The following is a 22,952-nucleotide window of genomic DNA, read 5'->3' as shown; positions in this document are numbered from 1 at the left end:
AGGATAAGATCATGAAGAAATGGATGAACCAATTATCTCGTCTCGGATTGTTTCCCAAGTTGTTTCTGGTTATGGTGGTCAGTATTGTCCTCGTTTCTGTACTCATCTTATGGACGACCATTCACATGTCAACCAATCTGTTTACCGAGACATTCAGTATCACAAACTCCAAGGTGCTTAATCAGATCAAGACAAATTTTGAGTCATTTAACGAGGCCATTGCTGCCGTATCGAATAATGTGACGCAGAGTGGATCGATCCGAGGATTCCTGTCCGAAGGAGATGCCGATTCCCTCACGATGGCCAAATCCTTCTATAATATGAGGGAAACGATGGATCGAGTTCAATCCATTACAGAATCCTACGAAGTCGGGATAACAATTATCGGGATTAATGGACGGAGCTATTCCACGAATCGTGCTCACCTTCAGTTGTCCGTGGATGAATTGAAGCAGGAGCCAATTACGATGGAAGCCGCTGAGACGCCGAGTCGTCTTATCTTTGATGTTTACCAAAACGAGGCAACGCTCGGGAGTCAGCAGATGATCTCTGCGACGAAGGCGTTGACGGACCGAACACGCAGCCGAATATACGGTACGCTCTATGTCACGATGAGAGAAGACATATTCCGGCAATTTTACAGCAGCTTTACAAGTCGTGGCAATGATGTGGTCATTATGAATGAAAAAGGTGAGATTGTATCATCGAATCGTGAAGACTGGATCGGAACAACTCAGCTGGATTTGCTATCGTATGCCCGGGATATGAACAACAACGCTCCGAGAAGTATTAATGCTCGTGTGATGGATCAGGATAGCGTTGTGCTATCCGAGTATTTACCGTTCTATCGGTTTTATATTGTCAATGTAGTGGATAAGGATCTGGCGATGGGTCAACTTATCGACATGAAGACGGTTGCCCTGATCTGTGCAGCTATCGTTGTGGGGGCACTCATCCTTGTGTTTCTCATCACCAGCCAGATTACCAAGTCACTGCGCAGACTTGTGAAGCAGATGTCCAACATTACAAAAAGTGATCTGGACAACTACATTCCGGTGAGTGGAAGCTACGAGAGCAGGCAGCTTGGTCATGCGTACAATTACATGCTTGATGAACTGCATGATTATGTGGATCAGTTAGTACAGACACAGCATGAACAACGTAACGCAGAGCTTGCTGCATTACAGAGTCAGATTAATCCTCACTTCTTGTACAATACACTTGCATCTGTCAAAGTTCTGGTGCAACAAGGCAACAAAGACAGGGCTGCGGAGACGATCAATGCATTAATTGGATTGTTGCAAAATACGATCAGTGATGTGAGTCAGACTGTTACAGTGGAACAAGAAGTCGAGAATTTGAAAAATTATGTCTTCATTAATCACGTCAGATATGGTGGCCGGATTAAAGCAGCTTTCTACGTGGCTCCGGATTGTACACACTATCATGTACCCAAACTGATGATCCAGCCGTTTATCGAGAATGCATTTTTCCATGGATTCAACAAGAAAGAAACGGGTACGATTCATGTCATGGTTTCCAGAGCGGGAGAATCACTCATCTGTGAGATTATGGACAATGGGGATGGAATTGAAGGGCTTGTCATGGGAGAAACGTTGCCCAATCCAAAGAACAATCGTCAACTATTCAGCGGTATCGGTATTCGCAATGTACATGACCGTATTGAGTTATTATATGGTTCACCTTATGGTGTCACCATTATGAGTACGGTTGGGGAAGGAACGAGAGTTACTGTTACACTGCCTTTAATCACGAGTTGAATCGAAACCCGATTCGATTAAATACACTTAAAATCGAGATCCCTCGCTTCTGTTTTCTACAGAGACGGGGGATTTTCACGTGTCAGAGGTAAAGCGGGTGAAATCATTTTTGTACTATTTCAAGATCAAGAAATTACAAAATCAAAAGAAATTACAAAAAACCAAATTTAATGCAAACGGTTTCTGTAAAGGTTTTCATTGTGGCAATAAGATGACAAATCCGTACAAAATTATTACTAACGAATGGAGATATGGGAATGATAAGATGAATACATCGAAAGCAACCGCTTTCAGAAAACGCAAACAAATTACACACAAAGAGGTTGAAGGGGAGTTGAATGTTTTGAAAAAAATGTGGGTATTGATGCTCGTTACAGTACTGCTGTTGTCCGCATGTTCATCCGGTGGCGGAGGTAAGTCCGCTAGTGGTGGTGACGAAAAAACAAACGAAATTACGGTCTGGGCTTGGGACAAAGCTTTTAACGTAGCTGCAATGGAAACAGCAAAAGAAGCATATCAAAAAGCAAATCCTGATGTGAAAATTAACATCATTGAATACGCTCAAGCTGATATCATTCAGAAACTGAACACAGGTCTTAACTCCGGAACTGCCAGCGGTCTTCCAAACGTAGTTCTGATTGAAGACTATCGTTCACAAAGCTTCCTGAATGCATATCCGGATGCGTTCAAAGATCTGTCTTCCAGTATCACGGCTTCCGATTTTGCAGATTACAAACTCGGACCAACAGCGTTTGATGGCAAACAATACGGAGTACCATTTGACTCCGGCGTTGCTGGCTTGTACTACAGAACAGACCTGCTGGAGCAAGCTGGCTACAAAGCAGCTGACCTGCAAGACATTACTTGGGATGATTACATCCAAATTGGTAAAGACGTAAAAGCTAAAACAGGTAAAGAGCTTCTTTCTCTTGACCCGAATGACCTTGGTTTGATTCGTATGATGATCCAAACTGCAGGTAAATGGTATTCCACAGAAGATGGTAAAACACCGGACATTGCTACTAACGCTGCACTGAAAGAAGCTTTCATCACCTACAAAGCGATGATGGATGCCAACATTGTTAAATTGCACTCTGACTGGAGTCAATTCGTTGCCAACGCCAATAACGGTAGCGTAGCAACAATTCCTACAGGTAACTGGTTCTCACCATCTGTACGTCAAGAAGCTTCCCAATCCGGTAAATGGGCTGTAGCTCCAATGCCAAAAATGGCTGGTCAACCAAACTCTGTTCACGCATCCAACTTGGGCGGTAGCTCTTGGTATGTTATGAACAACGTTCCTGGTGCAGATCAAGCAGCTGATTTTGTAGCAAAAACATTTGGTTCTGACAAACAATTGTATCAAGATCTGTTGAACAACATCGGCGCAATTGGTACGTACAAACCAGCAGTTGATGGCGAAGCTTATGCGAAAGCAGACGAGTACTTCGGCGGACAAAAAATCTTCACAGACTTTGCGAATTGGACGAAAGAAATTCCAAGCGTAAACTATGGTATCAACACATATGCCATTGAAGATATTCTGGTTGTAGAAATGCAAGCATTCCTGAACGGTAAATCAATCGATGACGTTCTGGCTGATGCACAAAAACAAGCTGAAGCACAATTAAACTAAGATACCCAAGGTAACTTATAGAACCCTAGGAAACATCGGAACCGTCTCCCATGTCCGGCGCAAGTCGAACCGGATATGGCGAGAGGCTCCGTGGGTTCTACCCATGTTCCATGGAGAGAGAGGAGCCATACTGTGAAAGCCATGAATACAGGAGACAGTCTCCAAAAGAAAAATAATTTGACTGGATGGGCTTTTGTTTTGCTGGCTGTTGTCGGGATTGTTGCATTTTACTTCTACCCGATGATCCAAGCGCTGCTCTTATCGTTCAAGTCTGGTGTAGGAGCCAATCTTGAATTTTCGGGCCTTTCTAACTACAAAAGATTGTTAGTGGATACAACGTTCCGTACAGCATTATCGAATACATTTATCTACTTGATTATTCAAGTGCCTGTAATGATTATTCTTGGTTTGTTTATTTCCGTATTGCTGAATGACAGCACACTACGCTTCCGGAGCTTCTTCCGTACAGCGATTTTCTTGCCTTGTGTAACTTCATTGGTAGCGTACTCTGTTGTATTCAAATATTTGTTCGCACCAGATGGAATGGTGAATCAATTCCTTATGGGCTTGCACATTATTGGCGATCCAATTCAATGGATCACAGACCCGTTCTGGGCTAAAATTACGATCATAATCGCCGTTACTTGGCGTTGGACCGGATATAACATGATTTTCTATCTGTCATCCCTGCAAAACATCGATCAATCGATCTATGAAGCTGCAAGAATTGACGGAGCGAATGCTTTTACACAATTCTTCAAAATCACAGTACCTTTGCTTAAACCGATTATCCTCTTCACGTCCATCACATCAACGATTGGTACATTGCAAATCTTCGATGAGATCATGAATATTACCAAAGGTGGTCCAGGTAATGCGACCATGTCGATTTCACAATACATCTACAACCTTTCGTTCAAATATTCACCGGACTTCGGTTATGCAGCAACAGTGTCTTATTCCATCGTAATCTTGATTATTGTATTGTCCATCATCCAGTTTAAAGTGGCAGGTGATAATAAAAATGGCTAAAGCTAAAGCAAAACGGATTTTCACGTATGTGTTCCTATCCATCGTCGCCTTTGTATCCATTTTCCCTTTCTTCTGGATGCTGGTCAGTTCAACAAATGCATCAGTCGATGTCACCAAGGGTAGACTGCTGCCCGGTTCAGCTTTTATTGATAACTTCAACAAACTGATTGATTCGACAAATCTGGTACAGGCTCTCGGAAACTCGGCGATTATCTCTGTAATCTCCACTGTATTGGCACTGTTTATTGGTTCCATGGCAGGTTATGGCTTCGAGGTATATCGCACGAAGTCCCGTGATGTCGTGTTTAATATCCTGTTGTTGTCCATGATGATCCCGTTTGCAGCGATTATGGTACCATTGTATCGTATGTTTGCAACAATCTCGGGAGTTGCACCGGTTATCGGAATCAACACGATGGCAGCAGTGATCCTGCCAACCATCGCAACAGCGTTCCTGATCTTTTTCTTCCGTCAGAACACCAAAATGTTCCCGAAAGACTTGCTGGAAGCTGGACGTATTGATGGTTTGAGTGAACTCGGCATCTTCTTGAAGATCTATATGCCAACCATGAAAACAACATATGCAGCGGCAGCAATCATTACATTCATGAGTAGCTGGAACAACTATCTGTGGCCACTCATTGTATTGCAAACACCTGACCAACAAACGATTCCACTGTTGATCTCAAATCTGGGTGCTGGTTATTCTCCGGATTACGGAGTAATCATGACAGCGATCGTTATTGCAACACTGCCTACAGCAATCGTTTTCTTCATCATGCAGAAACATTTTGTTGCAGGTATGGTAGGATCCGTGAAGTAATGAAAACAGCATAATCCGTGCAAATGACGGGTGCAGGAAAGAAGAGAGGGCGCTGTTATGGCGTACCTCTGTCTTTTTTGTTTATGTAAAGCAAAAAGGAAATCCAGAGTAAACCTTGAATAAGTCAAACTATAACGTTTTAAAGGGAGAGAGAGCCGATGAAAGCAACAAAGGCAGATATCAACTGGTTGGGGGACGTAAGTGTATTTGAGGTGAACCGTCTTCATGCCTATTCCGATCACCGTTATTACCAAACAATGGAAGAGGCAGTAGGTTCAGGCGCGATGTCCATGCGTTATGATCTGAATGGTACGTGGAAATTCAACTATGCAATTCGTCCAGACAGCCGTTCTGAGTTTTTCTATACATCCGATTTTTCCAGTGAAGGCTGGGATGATATTGAAGTTCCGGGGCATATCCAACTTCAAGGATACGGACAGATTCAATATGTAAATACACAATATCCTTGGGATGGCTTGAACGACATTCGTCCACCAGCATTACCACAGGATAAAAATCCGGTTGGAAGTTACATTCGCACATTCCACCTGCCAACAGGTTGGGAGTCGAATCCGGTATATATTTCTTTCCAAGGTGTAGAGTCTGCATTCTATGTATGGCTTAACGGACAATTCGTAGGATACGGGGAAGACAGCTTCACGCCATCTGATTTTGACCTGACGCCATTCCTTCAGGATGGAGAGAACAAACTCGCAGTTGAGGTGTATCAACGCAGCACAGGCAGCTGGCTGGAAGATCAGGATTTCTGGCGTTTCTCCGGTATTTTCAGAGATGTGTATCTGTATACGGTCCCAACTGCACACGTACGTGATGTTCATGTTCGCACAGATCTGGACAAGTCCTATACCAACGGTACATTGCAACTAGATTTGAAACTGGAAGGAAAAGCGGTTGCTGGAGCGCGAGTAGAGGCTGAACTTCGTGATCGTGAAGGCAATACTGTTAAAACGTTTGAATCCAAAGTTAACGATGGGCAAGTAAGTCTTCGTGAAGATATCGGTACAGTAAACCTGTGGAGCGCAGAGATTCCGTACTTGTACCGTCTCTATATCCGTGTATATGATGCTGCAGGTACACTGGTTGAGGTTGTACCTCAAGCCGTTGGTTTCCGTACATTTGAAATGATTGATAAAGTGATGCACATCAACGGTAAACGTATCGTATTCAAAGGTGTGAATCGTCATGAGTTCAACCCGCGTCGTGGACGTGCGGTTACGAAGGAAGATATGCTGTGGGATGTTCGTACGATCAAACAGAACAACATGAATGCTGTACGTACGTCACACTATCCAAACCAAAGTCTTTGGTATGAGTTGTGTGATGAATACGGACTTTATGTTATTGACGAGATGAACCTGGAGACACACGGATCTTGGCAGAAACTTGGCGCCGTTGAGCCTTCTTGGGTTATTCCAGGTGATAAACCGGAATGGCATGATATCGTTATGGACCGCGCTGTGTCCATGGTGGAGCGTGACAAAAACCATCCGTCCATTCTGATCTGGTCTTGTGGTAATGAATCACATGGTGGTGAAGTCATCTACAAAGTATCCCAATACTTCAAATCAGCTGATCCAACACGTCTGGTACATTATGAAGGTGTATTCCATGATCGCCGTTTCGATGAAACAAGTGATATGGAGACTCGCATGTATGCCAAACCGGCGGATATTGAAGAATTCCTGAATGCAAACCCGACCAAGCCGTATATCAGCTGTGAGTACATGCATGCCATGGGTAACTCCATTGGCGGTATGCACAAATATACGGAGTTGGAAGACAAATATCCGATGTATCAAGGTGGATTCATCTGGGATTACATCGACCAATCCATTTATAAAAAAGATCGTTACGGCAAAGAATTCCTCGCTTATGGCGGAGATTTTGGTGATCGTCCATCAGACTATTCGTTCTGTGGCAACGGTATTGTCCATGCTGACCGTAAAGTAACTGCGAAAATGCAGGAGGTTAAATTCCTTTACCAGAACATCAAGCTGTTCCCGGATCGTGAAGGTGTCAAAATCGTGAACGGTAATCTGTTCGCAGATACATCTGCGCTGGAACTGGTATACAGCCTGGAGCGCGCGGGACATGAAGTGCTGCGTGGAACATTGGAAGTGAACGTGGATGCACAAAGCGAGACGGTAGTGAAACTTCCGCTGGGTGCAGAAGCTCTGGTGAGCGGCGAGTACGCTGTGAACACTGCATTTGTGTTAAAAGAAGCTACAATGTGGGCTGACAAAGGCGAAGAAGTGGCATTTGGACAGTTTATTTTCACACAGGATCAGGTAAATGATGCAGTTGAAGTCGACCTGAACCTTGTAAGTGATGTACAGGTTATTGAAGGTGACGTTAACATTGGTGTTCGTGCTGGCAAGACACATGCGCTGTTCTCCAAACAGTTTGGGACACTGGTTTCCCTGAAATTGTCCGGTCGTGAGACTATTGCTGTACCACCTGCACCGCTCTTCTGGCGTGCAATGACGGATAATGACAAAGGTATGGCGATGGGCTTCGAACTGGGCGCCTGGTATGCAGCGAGCTTGATGCCACGTTCTTTAGAGTGGAAAGCGGAACAGAAACCGGATCAATACCGGATCGAGTTCACGTACAAGCTCAACATTTCAGAGGATGTACAAGTAAAAGTGGCTTATACCGTGCATGCAGATGGAAGTGTACGTGTTCATAATACGTACAAAGGTACAGCAGGATTGCCGAACCTACCAATTCATGCATTGTCCTTCAGAACATCACCTGACTTCGAAAACGTGGAATGGCTCGCGATGGGACCAGAAGAAAATTATGCAGACCGCGCATCTGGCGCACGTCTGGGCATCCATGGCAGCAAGGTAGCTGATACCATGGCTCCATATCTGGTACCACAGGAATCAGGCAACCGTACGGGCGTACGTTGGGCCAAATTGACAGACAACGCGGGACGTGGCTTCAAAATTGAAGCATCCGGAACTCCGGTTGAGCTGAATGTATCACCATATACAGCATTTGAGCTGGAGAACGCACAGCATGCGTACGAATTGCCTCCTGTGCACTATACGGTCGTGACTGTAGCAGGTAAACAAATGGGTGTTGGCGGTGATGATAGCTGGGGTGCTCCAGTTCATCCGGAATACCTGATCCCTTCAGACGGCGAACTGACATTTGAATTTGTCATTCGAGCACTGTAAGTAAAAGAATCGTACAGAATAAAGAACGTATACTATAAAGAACAGAGGTCTTCGCTCATCGGAGGCCTCTGTTTTGTTATGTCAACGAACAGCTTGAGAGGCATTGTATGAAACCGTTCTCTCTCCAACCTCGTAATGTACGAGACAGGAAACATAAGAGGGGGTTCAAGATGAGTAAAAAAGCAAAGACAGGTATATGGGTGACGGTGTTGGTCTTTCTGGGCATCATTGTTGGATGTTTCATATGGTATTTCAATACCGCTTCAGGTGAACGTGCACTCAAAACGATGAGGTCCAATAACTCGGGCGGCCTGGAGAGGGTTGTTAAAGTGTACAGCAATAATGGTGAATTGATTCAGACCTATGACGGCAAAATTGACGTGGAAGATACGGAATACGGCAATAAAGTATTATTTGATCTCAATGGGAAACGCGTTGTGATCTATAATGCAACGATTGTTGTAGAAGAGAAGTAAAGCGTAGATTCCCACTCTTGAAGGAACGCTGGTTCGGAATTTGGAATGACACCCTATTGCTTTTATGGTAAAATTAAGGAAATGATATTAGGGTCGGGTGAGATTTTTATGGTGGAGATGTACCTCATTATCACTGTCGCAATTTTGGGAATGATCCTGTTCTATAGCTTGATCGCTTATTTCTTGATTCGTTTCATTTCGAAAAAAGCTTTCAAGCTGACGTTAACCAAATATGAAATGATGGAGATTATAACCTGGCTCGCCGTGCTGTTTATTACCTTCATGATGATTAAGATGGGTTCGATAAAATTTTCTCTTGCCGGTTGTTCTACTTATCATTCCATTGATCAATTTACGACTTTCCAATCGGAAACATAGAGAGCTGAATTAGAATAGCTTCCTGAGTTTGTAATACACAAGAATGATAAACATTAGGAAAGGTTGACGGAGTTTACATCCCTAGTCAGCCTTTTTTAGTTTCATTACGAATGTTGAAAATGAACAAGGAGGAGTTTAGGGATGATTCTGGGCCGATCAACGGATACTTCAGGTTTAACGCAGGTTGCCCATCTATCGGATGAGTTGCAGTCTGTGTTTGATAAAGCAGAAACCAAATACCAAGTAGTTGATATTGAACTCTTCTTTGTTTTCAGATGTCTTCCTGAAGAATATGATAGAAGATCCACCGTTAGGCATGTGAAGAAGGAGAAGGTCATCTATTTTGATCTGGTGGTCAGTGAGGATCGGTATAAGACATTAAGCAAAAGCAAACAACGGTATGTGTTAAGCCATGAGTTTTATGCTTTTTTGAGTGAAAAGATTAAGAAATACAAGATTGAACATCTAAAAGTGAATGAATTTATCGCAAATATGGGCATGTGGCTGAGGGAGATCGGATGGTTGAAGACCGAAGAGGAAGCCGAAATAAGTGATTTTGAAGAAAAATATAACTAACATAATAAATGAAAACTTAAACAACAAAAAGAAGCCCTCTTTCGAGAGCTTCTTTTTCATGGGAGAGGAGAAACCGGACGAAGAGCTTATGGGGAAACGTAAGTCTTCTCCGCGGTTGTCTACGACACTTGTGATGTCGATAATTATAGAATCGCCCGATTGTTTCTTTTTTATACATATGCGTCAACAATTTTCCAAGGGAAATGAAGACCGCACATTTTTCAAACTGAACCCGAGTGTGGTACGATAGTCGTATCAATAAACTTACATAGAGAAAAGGTGACTCGTCAAGTGAGAGTGGTATCTGGGAGTGCAAAAGGCAGGCCGCTGAAGGCTGTTCCTGGCACGGGTACGCGGCCGACCACCGACAAGGTGAAGGAAGCGTTATTTAGCATGGTTGGTCCTTATTTTGAGGGCGGCACAGCATTGGATCTGTTTGCAGGCAGTGGAGGTCTCGGTATTGAGGCGCTGAGCCGCGGCATGGACAAGGCTGTTTTTGTTGATTTGGAATCGAAAAGTATTGAAGTTATCCGCATGAATCTGAAGGCGACCAAGCTTGAAGACCAGGCGGCCGTATATCGTAATGATGCAGGTCGGGCATTGAAGGCACTCGCCAAACGAGGCACAACGTTTGATCTGGTGTTTCTCGACCCGCCATATCGCATGAAGAACGGGCACGAGTTGATGTTAACCATGCACGAACTGGAGCTTCTGGAACCCGAAGCAACCATCGTGCTTGAATATGAATCCAAACATGATTACCCTGAGCAATTCGGCCCGTTTGAACAAACGCGTAAGGCTTTGTATGGGGAGACGGCAGTATCCATCTATTATTATTCGCCAGAAGCAGTTGAAGATGGAGAATCCATTACACCGGAAGAGGAGGCTCCTCATGACTGAAATGATACATCGACAGGAACGGATCGCCGTATATCCTGGAAGTTTTGATCCCGTAACGATGGGGCATCTGGATATCATCGCCAGAGCGTCAAAGCAATTTGATCGCGTCATTGTGGCTGTGTTGAACAATATGAGCAAAAATCCGCTGTTTACGGTGGAGGAACGCAAGGAACTGATTACGGAAGTAACCCGTCATCTACCAAATGTGGAGGTGGACAGTTTCCGCGATCTGACGGCCAATTACGTCCGGCAAAAGGAAGCTCAGGTCATCGTTCGTGGTATACGCTCAGTAACCGATTTTGAATACGAGTTGCAATTGGCATCGACCAACAGCAAGTTGAACCCGGATGCGGAAACCATATTTATGATGACAAATCCGAAGTATTCCTATTTAAGTTCCAGCATCGTCAAAGAAATCGCTCATTATCATGGAGATGTTACAGATCTTGTCTCACCTGAAGTGGAAGCTGCGCTCCGTCAGAAAATCAGCGAGAAAACCGGCGGTTAAACCAGAAGGTAAGACCCGATAGACTAATCATGACTGCAAGAAGTAACGCAAGACCCATGCATGCAGCAGGGAAGACACTCCAAATGGTGTTGATCGTGTATGTGTTACCTGGACTATGTATGAATAGCCAACCGAATGGTGTTGAGAGGTCTTGCTCTGCATTCGTCTGTAATGTGGTCCAGACTTCTGTGCTATAACGGCTGAACGGCATCCATAGGAACAGACTGATGAAAAAGGCGATTAATCCATGAGTCAGGCGAACTCCAGCAAAGTACAACATCGATTTGGTGCCGGGACCAGTTGTTTTCAAGACAGCAGAAACTTGCAGATGGGAGCATAAACCACCCCATCCGAGAACGGCTGCAAGTAGAGACATGAGCAGCATGGGTGTTAATGAAGTCTGGCTCAAATGATAGGTGCCCAGGTGAAGCTCGAAGAAGGCTGGCCAAAGCGCGGCAGAGGAGCCGGGAGTCAGATAAAGGGAGACCAACCGGATAAACACGGCAAAACCGATCATGTATCCTCCAGTCATCATCAAGGTCTGTACAGCTTGGGATACGGTGTCACCGAGCAGTTTGCCAAATCCTCTTCCATCACGACTATGGGCTTCTCTGGCTGCAATCATCATATCGGACCATATAGAGCGTCGTTTAGACGTAGCATGGTGGGGTGCAGATGAGCGACTTGTGCAACTTGCAGGACTTGTAGGCTGAGAATCAAGAGAGCTGTTATCTGCTTGCATGGCTGCCGAGCCAACCCTGTTTGTTCGGTTACCCGCTGCAGGCAGGAGACGCGTGGCAAGAATGGCAGCAATCCAGCCGCTGATCCAGTGGACCATGAGTAGAAAATATCCGGCCGCTGGCTGGTGGAGAAAAGCAGCACCGACGACCAGTATGATCATCATTGGATTGGCAAAATGAGATGACGCCGCAAGGACAACCGCCTGCTTGGCGGTAATTTGTCTATCCTGAAATAAACGGGATACCGCATCTGCTCCTGCGGGGAATCCGCCGCACATGCCAACAGCAATCGCCAGACCTGCGTTGCCTGGAAGTCTAAACCACCGTTGCATCAACGGTCCAAGCAAAGCCCCGATTGCATGGGTGAAGCCAAACGCAGTGAGCATTTGGGATAACATAAGGAACGGGAGCATGGCAGGGAAGATGATTTTCCACCATATATCCAGACCTTGAATAGAGGCGTCAAACGCTTCTTTGGGGGACGCAACTACCGCAATGACCAACATTAAAGCGCCGGTGCTTAGGATTATCGTTCGTAACGGGCCAGAATCTCTAACCTCGCTCTGTAATGTCATCGTTTCACCTCATATCAGATAACGCCGATTTGGCATCTGAATCGTTATGGACGGCCGAATGACGCCCGAAGGGCGGTTCGGCCTTGACCGGACAGGCTATTGTATACAGCGGCCTATCCGGCCTGTACCATTGTATGCACAAGGACCAGAGTGTTAGACTTGAAAAAAATGATTAAACAAGATGGAATTACTATCGCTGATTAGTGTAGAGTTCAGCTTATATAGAGATACAAAGAACGGAGGCTCATGCGATGAATCGGATTCGGAAATCTGGCGGATTCAGAGCTTCGATCTTTGTGGTCGTGGTGGCTCTGGTCGTCTATGTTGCCGTGTACATGCCAACGCCGTATATCATATATATGCCTGGCAGTGCAGATGAAGTAAAACCAATGGTAACCGTTAAGGGTGGAGACCAGGAAGAACGCGGTGTGTTCATGATGACGACCGTGTCGGCAACATATGCCAATGTGTTTTTGCTAGGAACCTCTCTGTTCAATAAAAATGCTCAAGTGGATAAAAAGGAAGACCGACTGCGCGGCAAAAGCGAAGCGGAATACTCTGCCGAACAGGTGTGGTTCATGAGTGACTCACAATCCTCCGCAATGGAGGCTGCATATGAGCAGGCTGATGTGGCTTACTCTATTGTACCTGAACATATCTTTGTATTTGGACTGTCCGAAGACCCAAAACCGGAAGGAGACATTGCTCCGGGAGATATCATTCTGGGAGTGAACGGAACAGCTACGCCGGATAATACGGTGCTTTCTTCCCAGTTAAAAGATAAAAAGGTCGGAGATACAGTCGAAATGCAACTGGAACGTGGTGGAGAGACCATTAGCCGGGACGTGAAACTGATTCAGGTAAAAGACAGTAAAACGGGTGAAACGCGCCCGGGACTCGGCGTTATGATTGGTGCGGTTCAGAAGGTGAAAGCTGAAGATCCGGACAAACAGATCTCCTTCACCGATACTCAGGTTGGTGGTCCGTCTGCCGGCTTGATGTTTACGTTGGAGATCTATAACCAGTTAACACCTGGAGATCTGACCAAGGGGCATCGAATTGCGGGTACGGGTACCATTACCAAGGACGGTGTGGTGGGTGCCATTGGTGGTGTAGTGCACAAGATTGTAGCCGCTGACCGAAAAGAAGCGGAGATCTTCTTTGTGCCTAAGGATAACTATAAGGAAGCAGCAGCCAAGGCTGAACAGATCGGCACCAAAATGAAGCTTGTGCCTGTGGGCACGGTGGATGATGCGCTGGCTTATTTGAAAACCTTGTCCGTGAAATCATAGGTTATAATCGGGCGGGAAGAGATCGAGCCAACGTTGAACCGCATGAATAAAGAACGGATGAAATCGGAATAAATGATTGCATTGGAATGAAGTGTGATCAAGAGATTTGAGAAGATCAACAGAAATTAATAAGGAAATCCCCTTGTTGCGAGGTGCCTGAGCGGCGCGCAGCAAGGGGATTTTTTTAATTGTATAGTTTAGTTTTCAGTAGTCGACATGAATGACCTGTTTGATGATGGAATATAAAGCTCCTTAGAAAATGAAGCCTTGTGGTCCAAAGCGGATTACAGTCTCACAGGCGACTCATAGTAGTCACTGAACATCTTGCGTGTGTCCTTATGCTCGCAAGCGAGCCCATACGCAACCTGAGCTTGTATATCCAGTTCAAGTTGATTGTGTGTGAACGTCGACGGTTTCAGTACAACAGGCAGTGAGGCGGTCTTCTTCATTTGTTTAAGCAGGCTCTGCCCTTGAGCATTAAATCCGAGGACTCGGAGATATCCAGGTCCGGTAGCCAATTGCTCTGGTGAACACTCGGCTTTGGTGTGATTCAGGAGCAGGTGGGCGAGCATACGCTGGAGTTTGGTGCGTGTGTATCGTTTGGTCTTCAGTGCATTCAGGAATGCTTCGACTGAAGGCTCCGGGAGCTGAGCGAGTGCACGGCTCAGTCGGTGTTCCAGGCCTTCCGTGACTTCGGCGATGCGTTCCAGCTCGGAGGCACGGCGGGTGGCCGCAAGGTGCAACAGCGGCTGCGCAAAGCGCTCCCAGTGTATGGGAGCGCGCCCTTCCTGCCATTCGCGATGCAGAATGGCAAGAGTTGCCGCCGGCACGTAGGGCGCGGCGGCGTTGGGTCCGTCCGCCATCAGCAGACGGCGGACGGCTGTGGCACTGGCGATCGCCCCCGGCCCGGGCGTCGCCTCATGATACGCGGCACCGGTACGCGCCGCCGTAAAGGGCTGGATCGCGCTTCCAAGTCGTTGCAGCGCGATCAGGTAGTGCAGCCCAAGCGAATTGTTGGGCTGCTCCAGCAGTGCGGCGGCGTCGTGAGCATCGACGCCGCCGGGCGCCAGCGCTGCCGCCGCTCCTGCGTACGCGGCGGGGTAGCTGGCGCCTTCCCGCAGGCGGCGCGCGATGTCTGCGCGCATCCCTGCGGGCTCCACAGCCAGCACGCGCGCAATGCGCTGCAGGCTGTCCAGGTCGCCGGACTCGCTGCCGAAGCAGAGCGAGTCCACAATGCCGGTGCGGTGCAGCAGCGATACCGCACCGAAGGCAAACCACTCCGCCGGTTGCACAGCATAAGCCACCGGCAGTTCAAGCACGAGATCCGCGCCTGCGTGCAGCGCCATCTCGGTGCGTGCCCTTTTACCAACGATGGCGGGTTCGCCACGCTGGAGAAAAGGGCCGCTCATAACTGCAACAACGGCGTCTGCGCCGCTTAGCCGCCGAGCTTCTTGCAAATGATAGACATGCCCATTGTGCAAGGGGTTATATTCAACAATGACGCCTACGGCTTTCATGATTAGACGTACTCCTTTCGATTGGATAACCGAGTATGTATAACATCCATTCCATCATAGGGGATGTCATGTATTAGATCAAATCATGCACCAATTCAGACAAGAAAAAGGCACAAATCCGACATCAACAGATGTCAGATTGTGCCTGCAAATCTATTGTATATTACAGATTTTCAATAATCGGAGAACGACTTCTTCATCTTAATAAATCATCATAATAGGACACTTACCCATACACTTATATACATTAGGAAGAAGTTAGGCTAATCACATCTTACAATCTCAGAACGCTTAGACACTTTCCGGCGCGGGAGTTAGACTTGCTTTGGGCCCAAAAAATTCATAATGAATGTTGTCTGCTGTAACACCAAGCGCCTGAAGTTCCGTATACACTGCCCGCATGAACGAAACGGGTCCGCACAGATAATAGGTGGCATCCAGTTCATCAATCACTTGACGAAGCCAGGTAGCCTCCATATAACCTTCCTTATGAAAATACTTATTTTCACGATCAGAATCCTCAGGTTGAGTGTAACAATAATAAGCTTTAACACCCTGATTACGTTTGGCCAGACTGTTCACATGATCACGGAACGCGTGCGATTGACCATTGGGACTTGCATGCAAAAATGTAATGGGACGATTCTCATTCAAGTTAACTAGCGTGTCTAACATGCTGATCATGGGCGTTAAGCCAACACCACCGCTTAGGAGAACAACAGGTCGTTTATTGTCTGCAATCAGCGTGAAGTCGCCAGCAGGAGCGGATAACTCCACCAGACTACCTTCTTCAATGTGATCGTGGAGATACGTGGATATAACTCCATCAGGGCGCTCTAATACACCTCGCTCACGCTTAACGGAAATGCGATAGTAGGGTTTACCCGGGGTATCTGAAAGGCTATACTGACGAATCTGGGTAAATGACTGTGCCTCTGGCTGGATTTTGATACTGATGTATTGTCCCGGTTCATAACTGGCAATAGGCTGACCATCGTCTGGAACAAGGTAGAAGGACGTGATGATTTCACTTTCCTGCACTTTCTTGGCAACCTTGAAGGTACGAAATCCTTCCCAGCCACCCGTCTGGTTTTCCGCTTTTGTATACATATTCTGTTCGATCCCGATAAAGGCGTCTGCAATGACATTATAGGCTTCGCCCCACGCCGTGATAATCTCATCCGTTGCTGCGTCTCCAAGGACATCTTTGATGGCTTGAAGCAGATAGGTGCCGACAATCGCGTATTGCTCAGGAACGATACCCAGGCTGCGATGTTTATGTGCAACTTGCCGGACAGCAGGTAGGATGGATGACAGATTATCAATATGCAGGGCAGCGGTGTATACCATATTGGCGAGGGCGGCTTGCTGTCGCCCCTGTTTCTGATTTGCGTGATTGAAAATATTCAGTAGTTCCGGATGAGCTGCGAACATCGTTTCGTAAAAATGGCGTGTGATCGCTTCACCGTGAACTTCAAGTACGGGTACTGTAGATTTAATGACTCTAATAGTGTGTTCACTTAACATACATTTTCCCTCCCGATATGATATGAAATAGTTGGATAATAAATCGGTCATGGAGCTGATCGTGCTTTGGTTTATAGCAAGTATAGATAGGGGGCAAGCGGGTCTGTGTGATATAGATCACACTAAACGTTAACGAAATGTGACCGGTGTTTGCAAGGAACTACAACTAAAATGACGACTTGTGGTTTATCTTGAAGTGAGTCTATAATAGACCAGATGGAGTAAACGGTTCTGAGCCATTGGTTTTAAAAAGGGTGTAAAGTTAAAAGTGTTGACAAACGTCTTGAAAAATCGGTATAATGATTTTTGTTTGTTAAGTCAATTTCATAATACTTTTAACGATGAATCGTCAGAATACATACAGTCAGGATATATTGCTTTACAAAAGCAGGCTTGACCTGTATAACTGTCGTGATACGTTTGACATGAATTATGAAATTGGTTTCGTTTGGAGTGATGGAAATGTTAATGCCATTTCGCAAAGTGGCTACCAGTGATGGCCCCCTGAAGTTTAACGAACAGTGGGATATCAAGGAACTGGTTTCTAACCGACAAGATATCACAGCCGTTACCCCGCTGACTGCGGACTTATCTGCAGAATTCAGAGAAGGTGACGTTGTGGATGTTCATGGCAAGCTGACCATAGGGGTGGACATGTTGTGCTCCCGTTGTCTTAAGCCGATCAATGAACATTTTCATATTGATTTTCATGAGCAATTCAAGCAGGGAAAACAGCCAGAGGAATTACACGAAGACGATGATACGCTCTATGTGGATGGAGATAGCGTTGATCTGAAGGGTTATGCCGAGGAAGCTTTTCTGCTGGATCTTCCGTTTATACCGCTATGTAGCGATACATGCAAAGGGTTATGCCCCAAGTATGGCCATGAGCTGAACGAAGGTGACTGCGGTTGTGATAACCAGGTTATCGATCCGCGGCTTGCAGGGCTCAAGGATTTTTTTAAATGAGCAGGATTGAAAATCGAACATTTTAAGACTACCTGCAAAGGTTGATTTTGATAAGGAGGTGGGAATAATGGCAGTACCTCAACGGAGAACGTCCAAGACGCGTCGCGACAAACGTCGCACTCACTTTAAATTGGCTGTACCGGGCATGGTGAAATGTGAACAATGTGGCGAACTTAAACTTAGTCACCACGTGTGCAAAGTGTGCGGAACGTACAAAGCAAGAGAGATCATCTCTCAATAATAGTTGGACATTAAGTAGCACTTCATTTCGATGAGGTGCTACTTTTTTTGGACTAGAGAGTGTAGGTAGAGTGAGCTAACAAGCGTGAAATCCTTGCTCCACAAGGGTGAATTGTTTTTGTTAGGCCAGTCTTTCTTTTTGACACGGGATGAGATATACTATAGTTTAGTACCAGGTTCTAAGATTTGACGTTACATATAGATGAACCATAATCCGTTTGAGAACGACCCTGGTGACCAGGGATGCAACTATAGAAGCAACACGAAAGAATGGTTGAACTGGCCGGACGGGACGGTTCCGTAAACGATACAGCGGGGGGTGACAGGCATCGAACGTGTACCGAAGAGACAGAGGCAACAGCAGTTAACCAAAATGATAGAAGAGAACCCGTTTGTGACGGATCAGGAACTTACACGCCAATTGAAGGTGAGTATTCAAACGATTCGTCTTGACAGGCTGGAACTTGGAATACCCGAACTTCGGGAGCGGATGAAACTGATGGCAGAGCTCTCGTATGATCAGGTACGCTCGTTGCCCTTGCATGAGATTATCGGTGATATTGTGGATCTACAACTGGATAAAAGCGGGATTTCCCTGTTTGAGATTAAGGAAGAACACGTGTTTTCCAGAACAGGCATTGCACGTGGACACTATGTCTTTGCACAGGCCAACTCCTTGGCTGTAGCGATTATTAATGACGAGATCGCGTTGACTGCATCAGCAGACATTCGCTTTGTCCGTTCGGTTCATTTGGGAGAGAAATGTATTGCAAAGGCTTATGTGAGATCGATTCCGGGTCAAAAGGGCAAAGCCAAAGTGGAAGTATTCACTTATGTAGGTGAAGAAATGGTGTTTCAAGGCAACTTTGTAATCTACCATTCAGGTGGAGAAGACAGCGGAGAAGGAGGTCATTTGGAATGAAAATCGTCATTGATGCCATGGGAGGCGACAATGCACCTGCATCAACGGTAGAAGGTGCGATTGCCGCAGCCACGGAATGGGCGGATACACAGATCGTCCTGATCGGCGATGAAGCCAAGCTGGAACCTCTTTTGAGTCAGTCAGGTGTGAGACCTGCCAATCTTACGGTCCGGCATGCTTCCGAAGTTATTGGTTCGGATGATGAACCCGTCAAAGCAGTTCGTCGCAAGAAGGATGCCTCCATGGTGGTCGCAGGCCGCATGCTGAAAGAGGGCGAAGCGGACGCGATGATCTCGGCGGGCAATACTGGAGCGTTGATGACAGCGGGGTTGCTTGTTGTAGGTCGCATGGAAGGCATTGAACGTCCGGCGCTTGCGCCTATGATTCCAACGATTGATGATGTAGGTGTGCTTGCGCTGGATCTCGGAGCGAATATGGATGCCAAACCGGAGCACCTTGCACAATATGGCCTGATGGGCAGTTTGTATCGGCAAAAAGTACAGGGCATTGAATCCCCACGAGTGGGCTTGCTCAATGTAGGAACAGAGCCAGGCAAGGGAAATGAGTTAACCAAACATGCATACCCTTTACTGGAACAACTCCCAATTCGGTTTGTCGGTAATGTGGAGGCACGTGATGTGCTGACTGGTGCTTGTGATGTGCTTGTATGTGACGGTTTTGCAGGAAATATCCTGCTGAAGTCGCTGGAAGGCACAGCAGGTGCCATTTTCGCCTTGCTTAAGGAACAATTTTCATCTTCTCTCAAAAGTAAACTGGCTGCAGCTGTACTGATGCCTGAGCTGCGTGGGTTGAAACGAAAGCTGGATTATACCGAGCATGGCGGAGCGCCACTCCTCGGTTTGAGCAGACTGGTTGTGAAAAGTCATGGATCTGCTGATGGCAATGCCATCAAAAATGCTGTGCGCCAAGCTCGGATTGCAGTGCAGAATCAGCTGGTAGAGAGCATATCTAAGGAAATTAGCGGGAAGTGAGTGACGATATGAATAATTTGCGCCCAGTAGGGGTTATTGGTACAGGGAAATATGTGCCTGAGAAAATTTTGACAAATAGCGATCTGGAGAAAATGGTCGATACCAATGACGAGTGGATCGTCAGTCGTACAGGAATCAAAGAGCGTCACATCGCTGCACCCGATCAGGCAACTTCTGATCTGGCATATGAAGCGGCCATTAAAGCCCTTGAATCTGCAGGCATGACAGGCAGTGATCTTGATCTGATCATTGTTGCAACGATTACTCCGGATTCTTCGTTCCCATCGACAGCCTGCATTTTGCAGGATAAATTGGGTGCAAAAGGTGCCGCGGCATTTGATCTTTCGGCTGCTTGTTCCGGATTTGTATACGGTTTGGCTAGTGCTACGAGCTTCATCCAAAGCGGTATGTACAACAATGCACTTGTGATTGGTGCAGACTGCTTGTCTCGCATTACGGATTATACAGACCGTAACACTTGTGTCCTCTTTGGTGATGGAGCAGGCGCGGTAGTCGTTGGTGAAGTTCCGGAAGGGCGTGGATTCAAAGCGTTCGATCTCGGTGCCGAAGGTGCTGGCGGTAGTCTTCTTCAGATGGAAGGCGGCGGTTCCCGTCTGCCTGCTTCCGCAGAGACCGTTGAAAATAAAAAACATTACATCTACATGAACGGTCGTGAAGTGTTCAAGTTTGCGGTACGTGTCATGGGGACGGCTACCATTGAGGTATTACGCAAGGCTGGTATGGAGCGTACGGATGTGGATCTGTTTGTTCCTCACCAAGCGAATATTCGGATTATCCAATCTGCGATGCAACGACTTGAACTTCCTGAAGAAAAGGTTGTAGTCAACGTGGATAAGTATGCAAACACATCGGCTGCTTCCATCCCGCTTGCTCTGGTAGAAGCTGCGGAGGAAGGTCGCATGAAAGCCGGAGATACCGTCCTGATGGTTGGATTCGGTGGCGGTTTGACATGGGGAGCATCGGTACTCGTTTGGTAAAATAGACATCTGGGAGATGAATGAAATGGGTAAAATAGCATTTGTATTTCCCGGACAGGGATCACAGGCTGTAGGCATGGCCAAGGATGCGTACGAGTCCGTGCCTGCGGCAACCGAGATTTTTCGCACAGCAGATGAAACATTGGGTTTCTCGCTGAGCAACCTTGTATTTGAAGGACCGGAGACCGAGTTGAAACAGACATCAAATACACAACCGGCTCTGTTGACAGCAAGTATTGCCTTGCTTGAAGCTTTCAAAGAAAAAGGAATTCAGCCTGACTATACGGCTGGACACAGTCTGGGAGAATACAGTGCACTGGTGGCAGCGGGCGTTCTTTCGTTTGCTGACGCAGTGAGCACTGTGCGGGCACGTGGTCAGTATATGGAACAGGCAGTACCGGGTGGACAAGGAGCGATGGCTGCTGTGCTCGGTGCGGATCGGGAAGCGCTGGGGGTGCTTTGCCGTGACGTATCTGAAAGTGGTCATGCGGTTGAACTTGCCAATATGAATTGTCCGGGGCAAATCGTCATTTCTGGTGTGAAGGAAGGCGTAGCTGCTGTCGCGGAACGAGTGAAAGAAGCAGGCGGTAAACGCGCTATTGCATTGGAAGTAAGCGGTCCGTTCCACTCTTCATTGATGAAGGGTGCAGCCGAGAAGCTGGCAGAGAAACTGAAAACCGTTACGTTCTCACCGGCAGCAGTCCCCGTAGTCGCTAATGTGACTGCAAGACCTGCAGAGGATGGACAGGTTCAGGATTTGTTGACAGCTCAGGTCTATTCTCCTGTATTATGGGAAGACAGTGTGACATGGCTTATTGAGCAAGGCGTGGATACGTTCATCGAGATTGGATCTGGCAGTGTATTGACCGGTTTGATTAAAAAAACAGATAAAACCGTAAAACTGTACAATGTGAACAGTCTTGAAACGCTCGAAGCAACGGCAAGTGCGTTGAAGTGATTAGCATGGATTAGATTTGGGGAAAGGAGGAATGATTATGTCTAAACCATTAGAAGGTAAAAATGCACTCGTTACCGGGGCATCCCGGGGAATTGGGCGCAGTATTGCATTGGCACTTGCAGAAGCTGGAGCGAACGTAGCCGTGAATTATGCGGGTAGCCAAGCGGCAGCTGAGGAAGTGGCGGAAGCGATTCGTGCCAAAGGAGTCAAGGCGATTACACTTCAGGCCAATGTTGGCCTGATGGATGAAGCTGAACAAATGGTCAAAGCTACACTTGAAGCATGGGGCAACGTTGACATTCTGGTGAACAATGCCGGTATTACCCGTGATAATCTGATCATGCGTATGAAAGAGGAAGAATTCGATCAGGTTATTGAAACCAATCTCAAAGGAGTGTTTAACTGTCTTAAGGCGGTTACACGTCCAATGATGAAACAACGGTCGGGAAGAATTATCAATATCTCCTCGGTTGTAGGTGTGCTCGGTAATGCTGGACAAGCAAACTATGTTGCTGCCAAGGCAGGAGTCATTGGTCTGACGAAGGCATCTGCTCGTGAACTGGCTTCCCGTGGAATCACAGTCAACTGTGTAGCACCAGGTTTCATTGAGACGGATATGACAAAAGAGTTGTCCCAGGAGCTGGTAGACGGTATGCTGAGTGGTATTCCGTTGTCCCGTTTGGGTCACCCGGATGAAATTGCCGGTGTAGTCACGTTCCTAGCTTCGCAGGCTTCATCTTATATGACAGGGCAGACGCTGCATGTCGATGGTGGCATGTACATGTAATTCTTCCCGGACTTGAACAATAGTCGGGGAACAGGCGCTGGACGATCCGAAATGCCGGAAAAAGGCCGGGTTCCCCGGCCGGGAGCCGCATATGTCTTCTATGGCATTTTGCCTGCGAT

The 22,952-nt window shown here is 46.6% G+C and carries 21 protein-coding genes; 18 read left to right on the top strand and 3 right to left on the bottom strand.

All coding sequences use genetic code 11. The features are described 5' to 3' along the window. Positions 1 to 11: 11 nt before the first annotated feature. From FE296_RS10205 to coaD, 10 genes are all read left to right on the top strand, one after another. On the top strand, positions 12 to 1,781 hold the full coding sequence (locus FE296_RS10205; protein ID WP_124114036.1) for a cache domain-containing sensor histidine kinase: 1,770 nt from the start codon (positions 12 to 14) through the stop codon (positions 1,779 to 1,781). A 352-nt stretch (positions 1,782 to 2,133) separates the two neighbouring features. Beyond that, positions 2,134 to 3,417, top strand: a complete 1,284-nt coding sequence (locus FE296_RS10200) for an extracellular solute-binding protein (RefSeq protein ID WP_310336632.1) — start codon at positions 2,134 to 2,136, stop codon at positions 3,415 to 3,417. Between the two features lie 141 nt (positions 3,418 to 3,558). Then, a complete protein-coding gene (locus tag FE296_RS10195; protein ID WP_036610887.1) occupies positions 3,559 to 4,449 on the top strand; it encodes a carbohydrate ABC transporter permease in 891 nt (296 codons plus the stop codon). After that, positions 4,442 to 5,272 (top strand): carbohydrate ABC transporter permease, encoded by an 831-nt coding sequence (locus FE296_RS10190; protein WP_062833750.1) that lies wholly within the window; start codon positions 4,442 to 4,444, stop codon positions 5,270 to 5,272. The genes FE296_RS10195 and FE296_RS10190 overlap by 8 nt, the downstream gene beginning before the upstream one ends. Before the next feature lie 158 nt (positions 5,273 to 5,430). After that, the gene (lacZ, locus tag FE296_RS10185) at positions 5,431 to 8,478 is read left to right on the top strand and encodes a beta-galactosidase, LacZ type (RefSeq protein WP_150364890.1); all 3,048 of its coding nucleotides are present in this window, start codon (positions 5,431 to 5,433) and stop codon (positions 8,476 to 8,478) included. A gap of 170 nt (positions 8,479 to 8,648) precedes the next feature. Continuing rightward, entirely contained in the window at positions 8,649 to 8,954 is a 306-nt protein-coding gene (locus tag FE296_RS10180; RefSeq protein ID WP_017689244.1) for a hypothetical protein, read from the top strand. A 45-nt stretch (positions 8,955 to 8,999) separates the two neighbouring features. Beyond that, positions 9,000 to 9,332, top strand: a complete 333-nt coding sequence (locus FE296_RS10175; protein WP_190945120.1) for a hypothetical protein — start codon at positions 9,000 to 9,002, stop codon at positions 9,330 to 9,332. A gap of 141 nt (positions 9,333 to 9,473) precedes the next feature. Next, on the top strand, positions 9,474 to 9,908 hold the full coding sequence (locus FE296_RS10170; protein ID WP_150364888.1) for a hypothetical protein: 435 nt from the start codon (positions 9,474 to 9,476) through the stop codon (positions 9,906 to 9,908). Between the two features lie 291 nt (positions 9,909 to 10,199). Next, the gene (rsmD, locus tag FE296_RS10165; RefSeq protein WP_124114041.1) at positions 10,200 to 10,808 is read left to right on the top strand and encodes a 16S rRNA (guanine(966)-N(2))-methyltransferase RsmD; all 609 of its coding nucleotides are present in this window, start codon (positions 10,200 to 10,202) and stop codon (positions 10,806 to 10,808) included. 1 nt (position 10,809) lies between these two features. Further along, positions 10,810 to 11,316: a pantetheine-phosphate adenylyltransferase gene (coaD, locus tag FE296_RS10160; RefSeq protein ID WP_085981453.1), complete on the top strand. Its 507-nt coding sequence runs from the start codon at positions 10,810 to 10,812 to the stop codon at positions 11,314 to 11,316. On the opposite strand, the gene FE296_RS10155 is transcribed toward coaD, so the two are convergent. Then, complete coding sequence (locus FE296_RS10155; protein ID WP_150364887.1) at positions 11,294 to 12,631, bottom strand: nucleoside recognition domain-containing protein; 1,338 nt, start codon at positions 12,629 to 12,631, stop codon at positions 11,294 to 11,296. The genes coaD and FE296_RS10155 overlap by 23 nt on opposite strands. 251 nt (positions 12,632 to 12,882) lie before the next feature. On the opposite strand from FE296_RS10155, the gene FE296_RS10150 reads away from it, so the two are divergent. Next, positions 12,883 to 13,923: a SepM family pheromone-processing serine protease gene (locus FE296_RS10150; protein WP_150364886.1), complete on the top strand. Its 1,041-nt coding sequence runs from the start codon at positions 12,883 to 12,885 to the stop codon at positions 13,921 to 13,923. Between the two features lie 284 nt (positions 13,924 to 14,207). Here FE296_RS10150 and FE296_RS10145 read toward each other — a convergent pair whose 3' ends face one another. Then, entirely contained in the window at positions 14,208 to 15,440 is a 1,233-nt protein-coding gene (locus FE296_RS10145) for a nucleotidyltransferase (protein ID WP_150364885.1), read from the bottom strand. Between the two features lie 291 nt (positions 15,441 to 15,731). Continuing rightward, positions 15,732 to 16,967 (bottom strand): NO-inducible flavohemoprotein, encoded by a 1,236-nt coding sequence (gene hmpA / locus FE296_RS10140; protein ID WP_150364884.1) that lies wholly within the window; start codon positions 16,965 to 16,967, stop codon positions 15,732 to 15,734. Positions 16,968 to 17,429: 462 nt separating this feature from the next. On the opposite strand from hmpA, the gene FE296_RS10135 reads away from it, so the two are divergent. The 7 genes from FE296_RS10135 (at position 17,430) to fabG (ending at position 22,833) form a co-directional block, all read left to right on the top strand. Then, positions 17,430 to 17,936 carry a YceD family protein gene (locus FE296_RS10135; protein ID WP_150364883.1) on the top strand — a complete coding sequence of 169 codons (507 nt, stop codon included), beginning with the start codon at positions 17,430 to 17,432 and terminating at the stop codon, positions 17,934 to 17,936. A 67-nt stretch (positions 17,937 to 18,003) separates the two neighbouring features. Continuing rightward, positions 18,004 to 18,177 carry a 50S ribosomal protein L32 gene (gene rpmF / locus FE296_RS10130; RefSeq protein ID WP_017689233.1) on the top strand — a complete coding sequence of 58 codons (174 nt, stop codon included), beginning with the start codon at positions 18,004 to 18,006 and terminating at the stop codon, positions 18,175 to 18,177. Between the two features lie 372 nt (positions 18,178 to 18,549). Then, the gene (fapR, locus tag FE296_RS10125; protein WP_047842457.1) at positions 18,550 to 19,098 is read left to right on the top strand and encodes a transcription factor FapR; all 549 of its coding nucleotides are present in this window, start codon (positions 18,550 to 18,552) and stop codon (positions 19,096 to 19,098) included. Next, positions 19,095 to 20,090 carry a phosphate acyltransferase PlsX gene (gene plsX, locus FE296_RS10120; RefSeq protein WP_017689231.1) on the top strand — a complete coding sequence of 332 codons (996 nt, stop codon included), beginning with the start codon at positions 19,095 to 19,097 and terminating at the stop codon, positions 20,088 to 20,090. The genes fapR and plsX overlap by 4 nt, the downstream gene beginning before the upstream one ends. An 8-nt stretch (positions 20,091 to 20,098) precedes the next feature. Further along, entirely contained in the window at positions 20,099 to 21,088 is a 990-nt protein-coding gene (locus tag FE296_RS10115) for a beta-ketoacyl-ACP synthase III (protein WP_091034990.1), read from the top strand. A gap of 25 nt (positions 21,089 to 21,113) precedes the next feature. Further along, positions 21,114 to 22,046: an ACP S-malonyltransferase gene (gene fabD / locus FE296_RS10110; RefSeq protein ID WP_150364882.1), complete on the top strand. Its 933-nt coding sequence runs from the start codon at positions 21,114 to 21,116 to the stop codon at positions 22,044 to 22,046. Between the two features lie 37 nt (positions 22,047 to 22,083). Beyond that, complete coding sequence (gene fabG, locus FE296_RS10105; RefSeq protein ID WP_150364881.1) at positions 22,084 to 22,833, top strand: 3-oxoacyl-[acyl-carrier-protein] reductase; 750 nt, start codon at positions 22,084 to 22,086, stop codon at positions 22,831 to 22,833. Positions 22,834 to 22,952: the final 119 nt, after the last annotated feature.

This window comes from Paenibacillus sp. UASWS1643, from assembly GCF_008693195.1.
GTDB classification, from domain to species: Bacteria; Bacillota; Bacilli; order Paenibacillales; family Paenibacillaceae; genus Paenibacillus; species Paenibacillus amylolyticus_B.
This window is presented reverse-complemented; position numbering and strand designations above follow the sequence as displayed.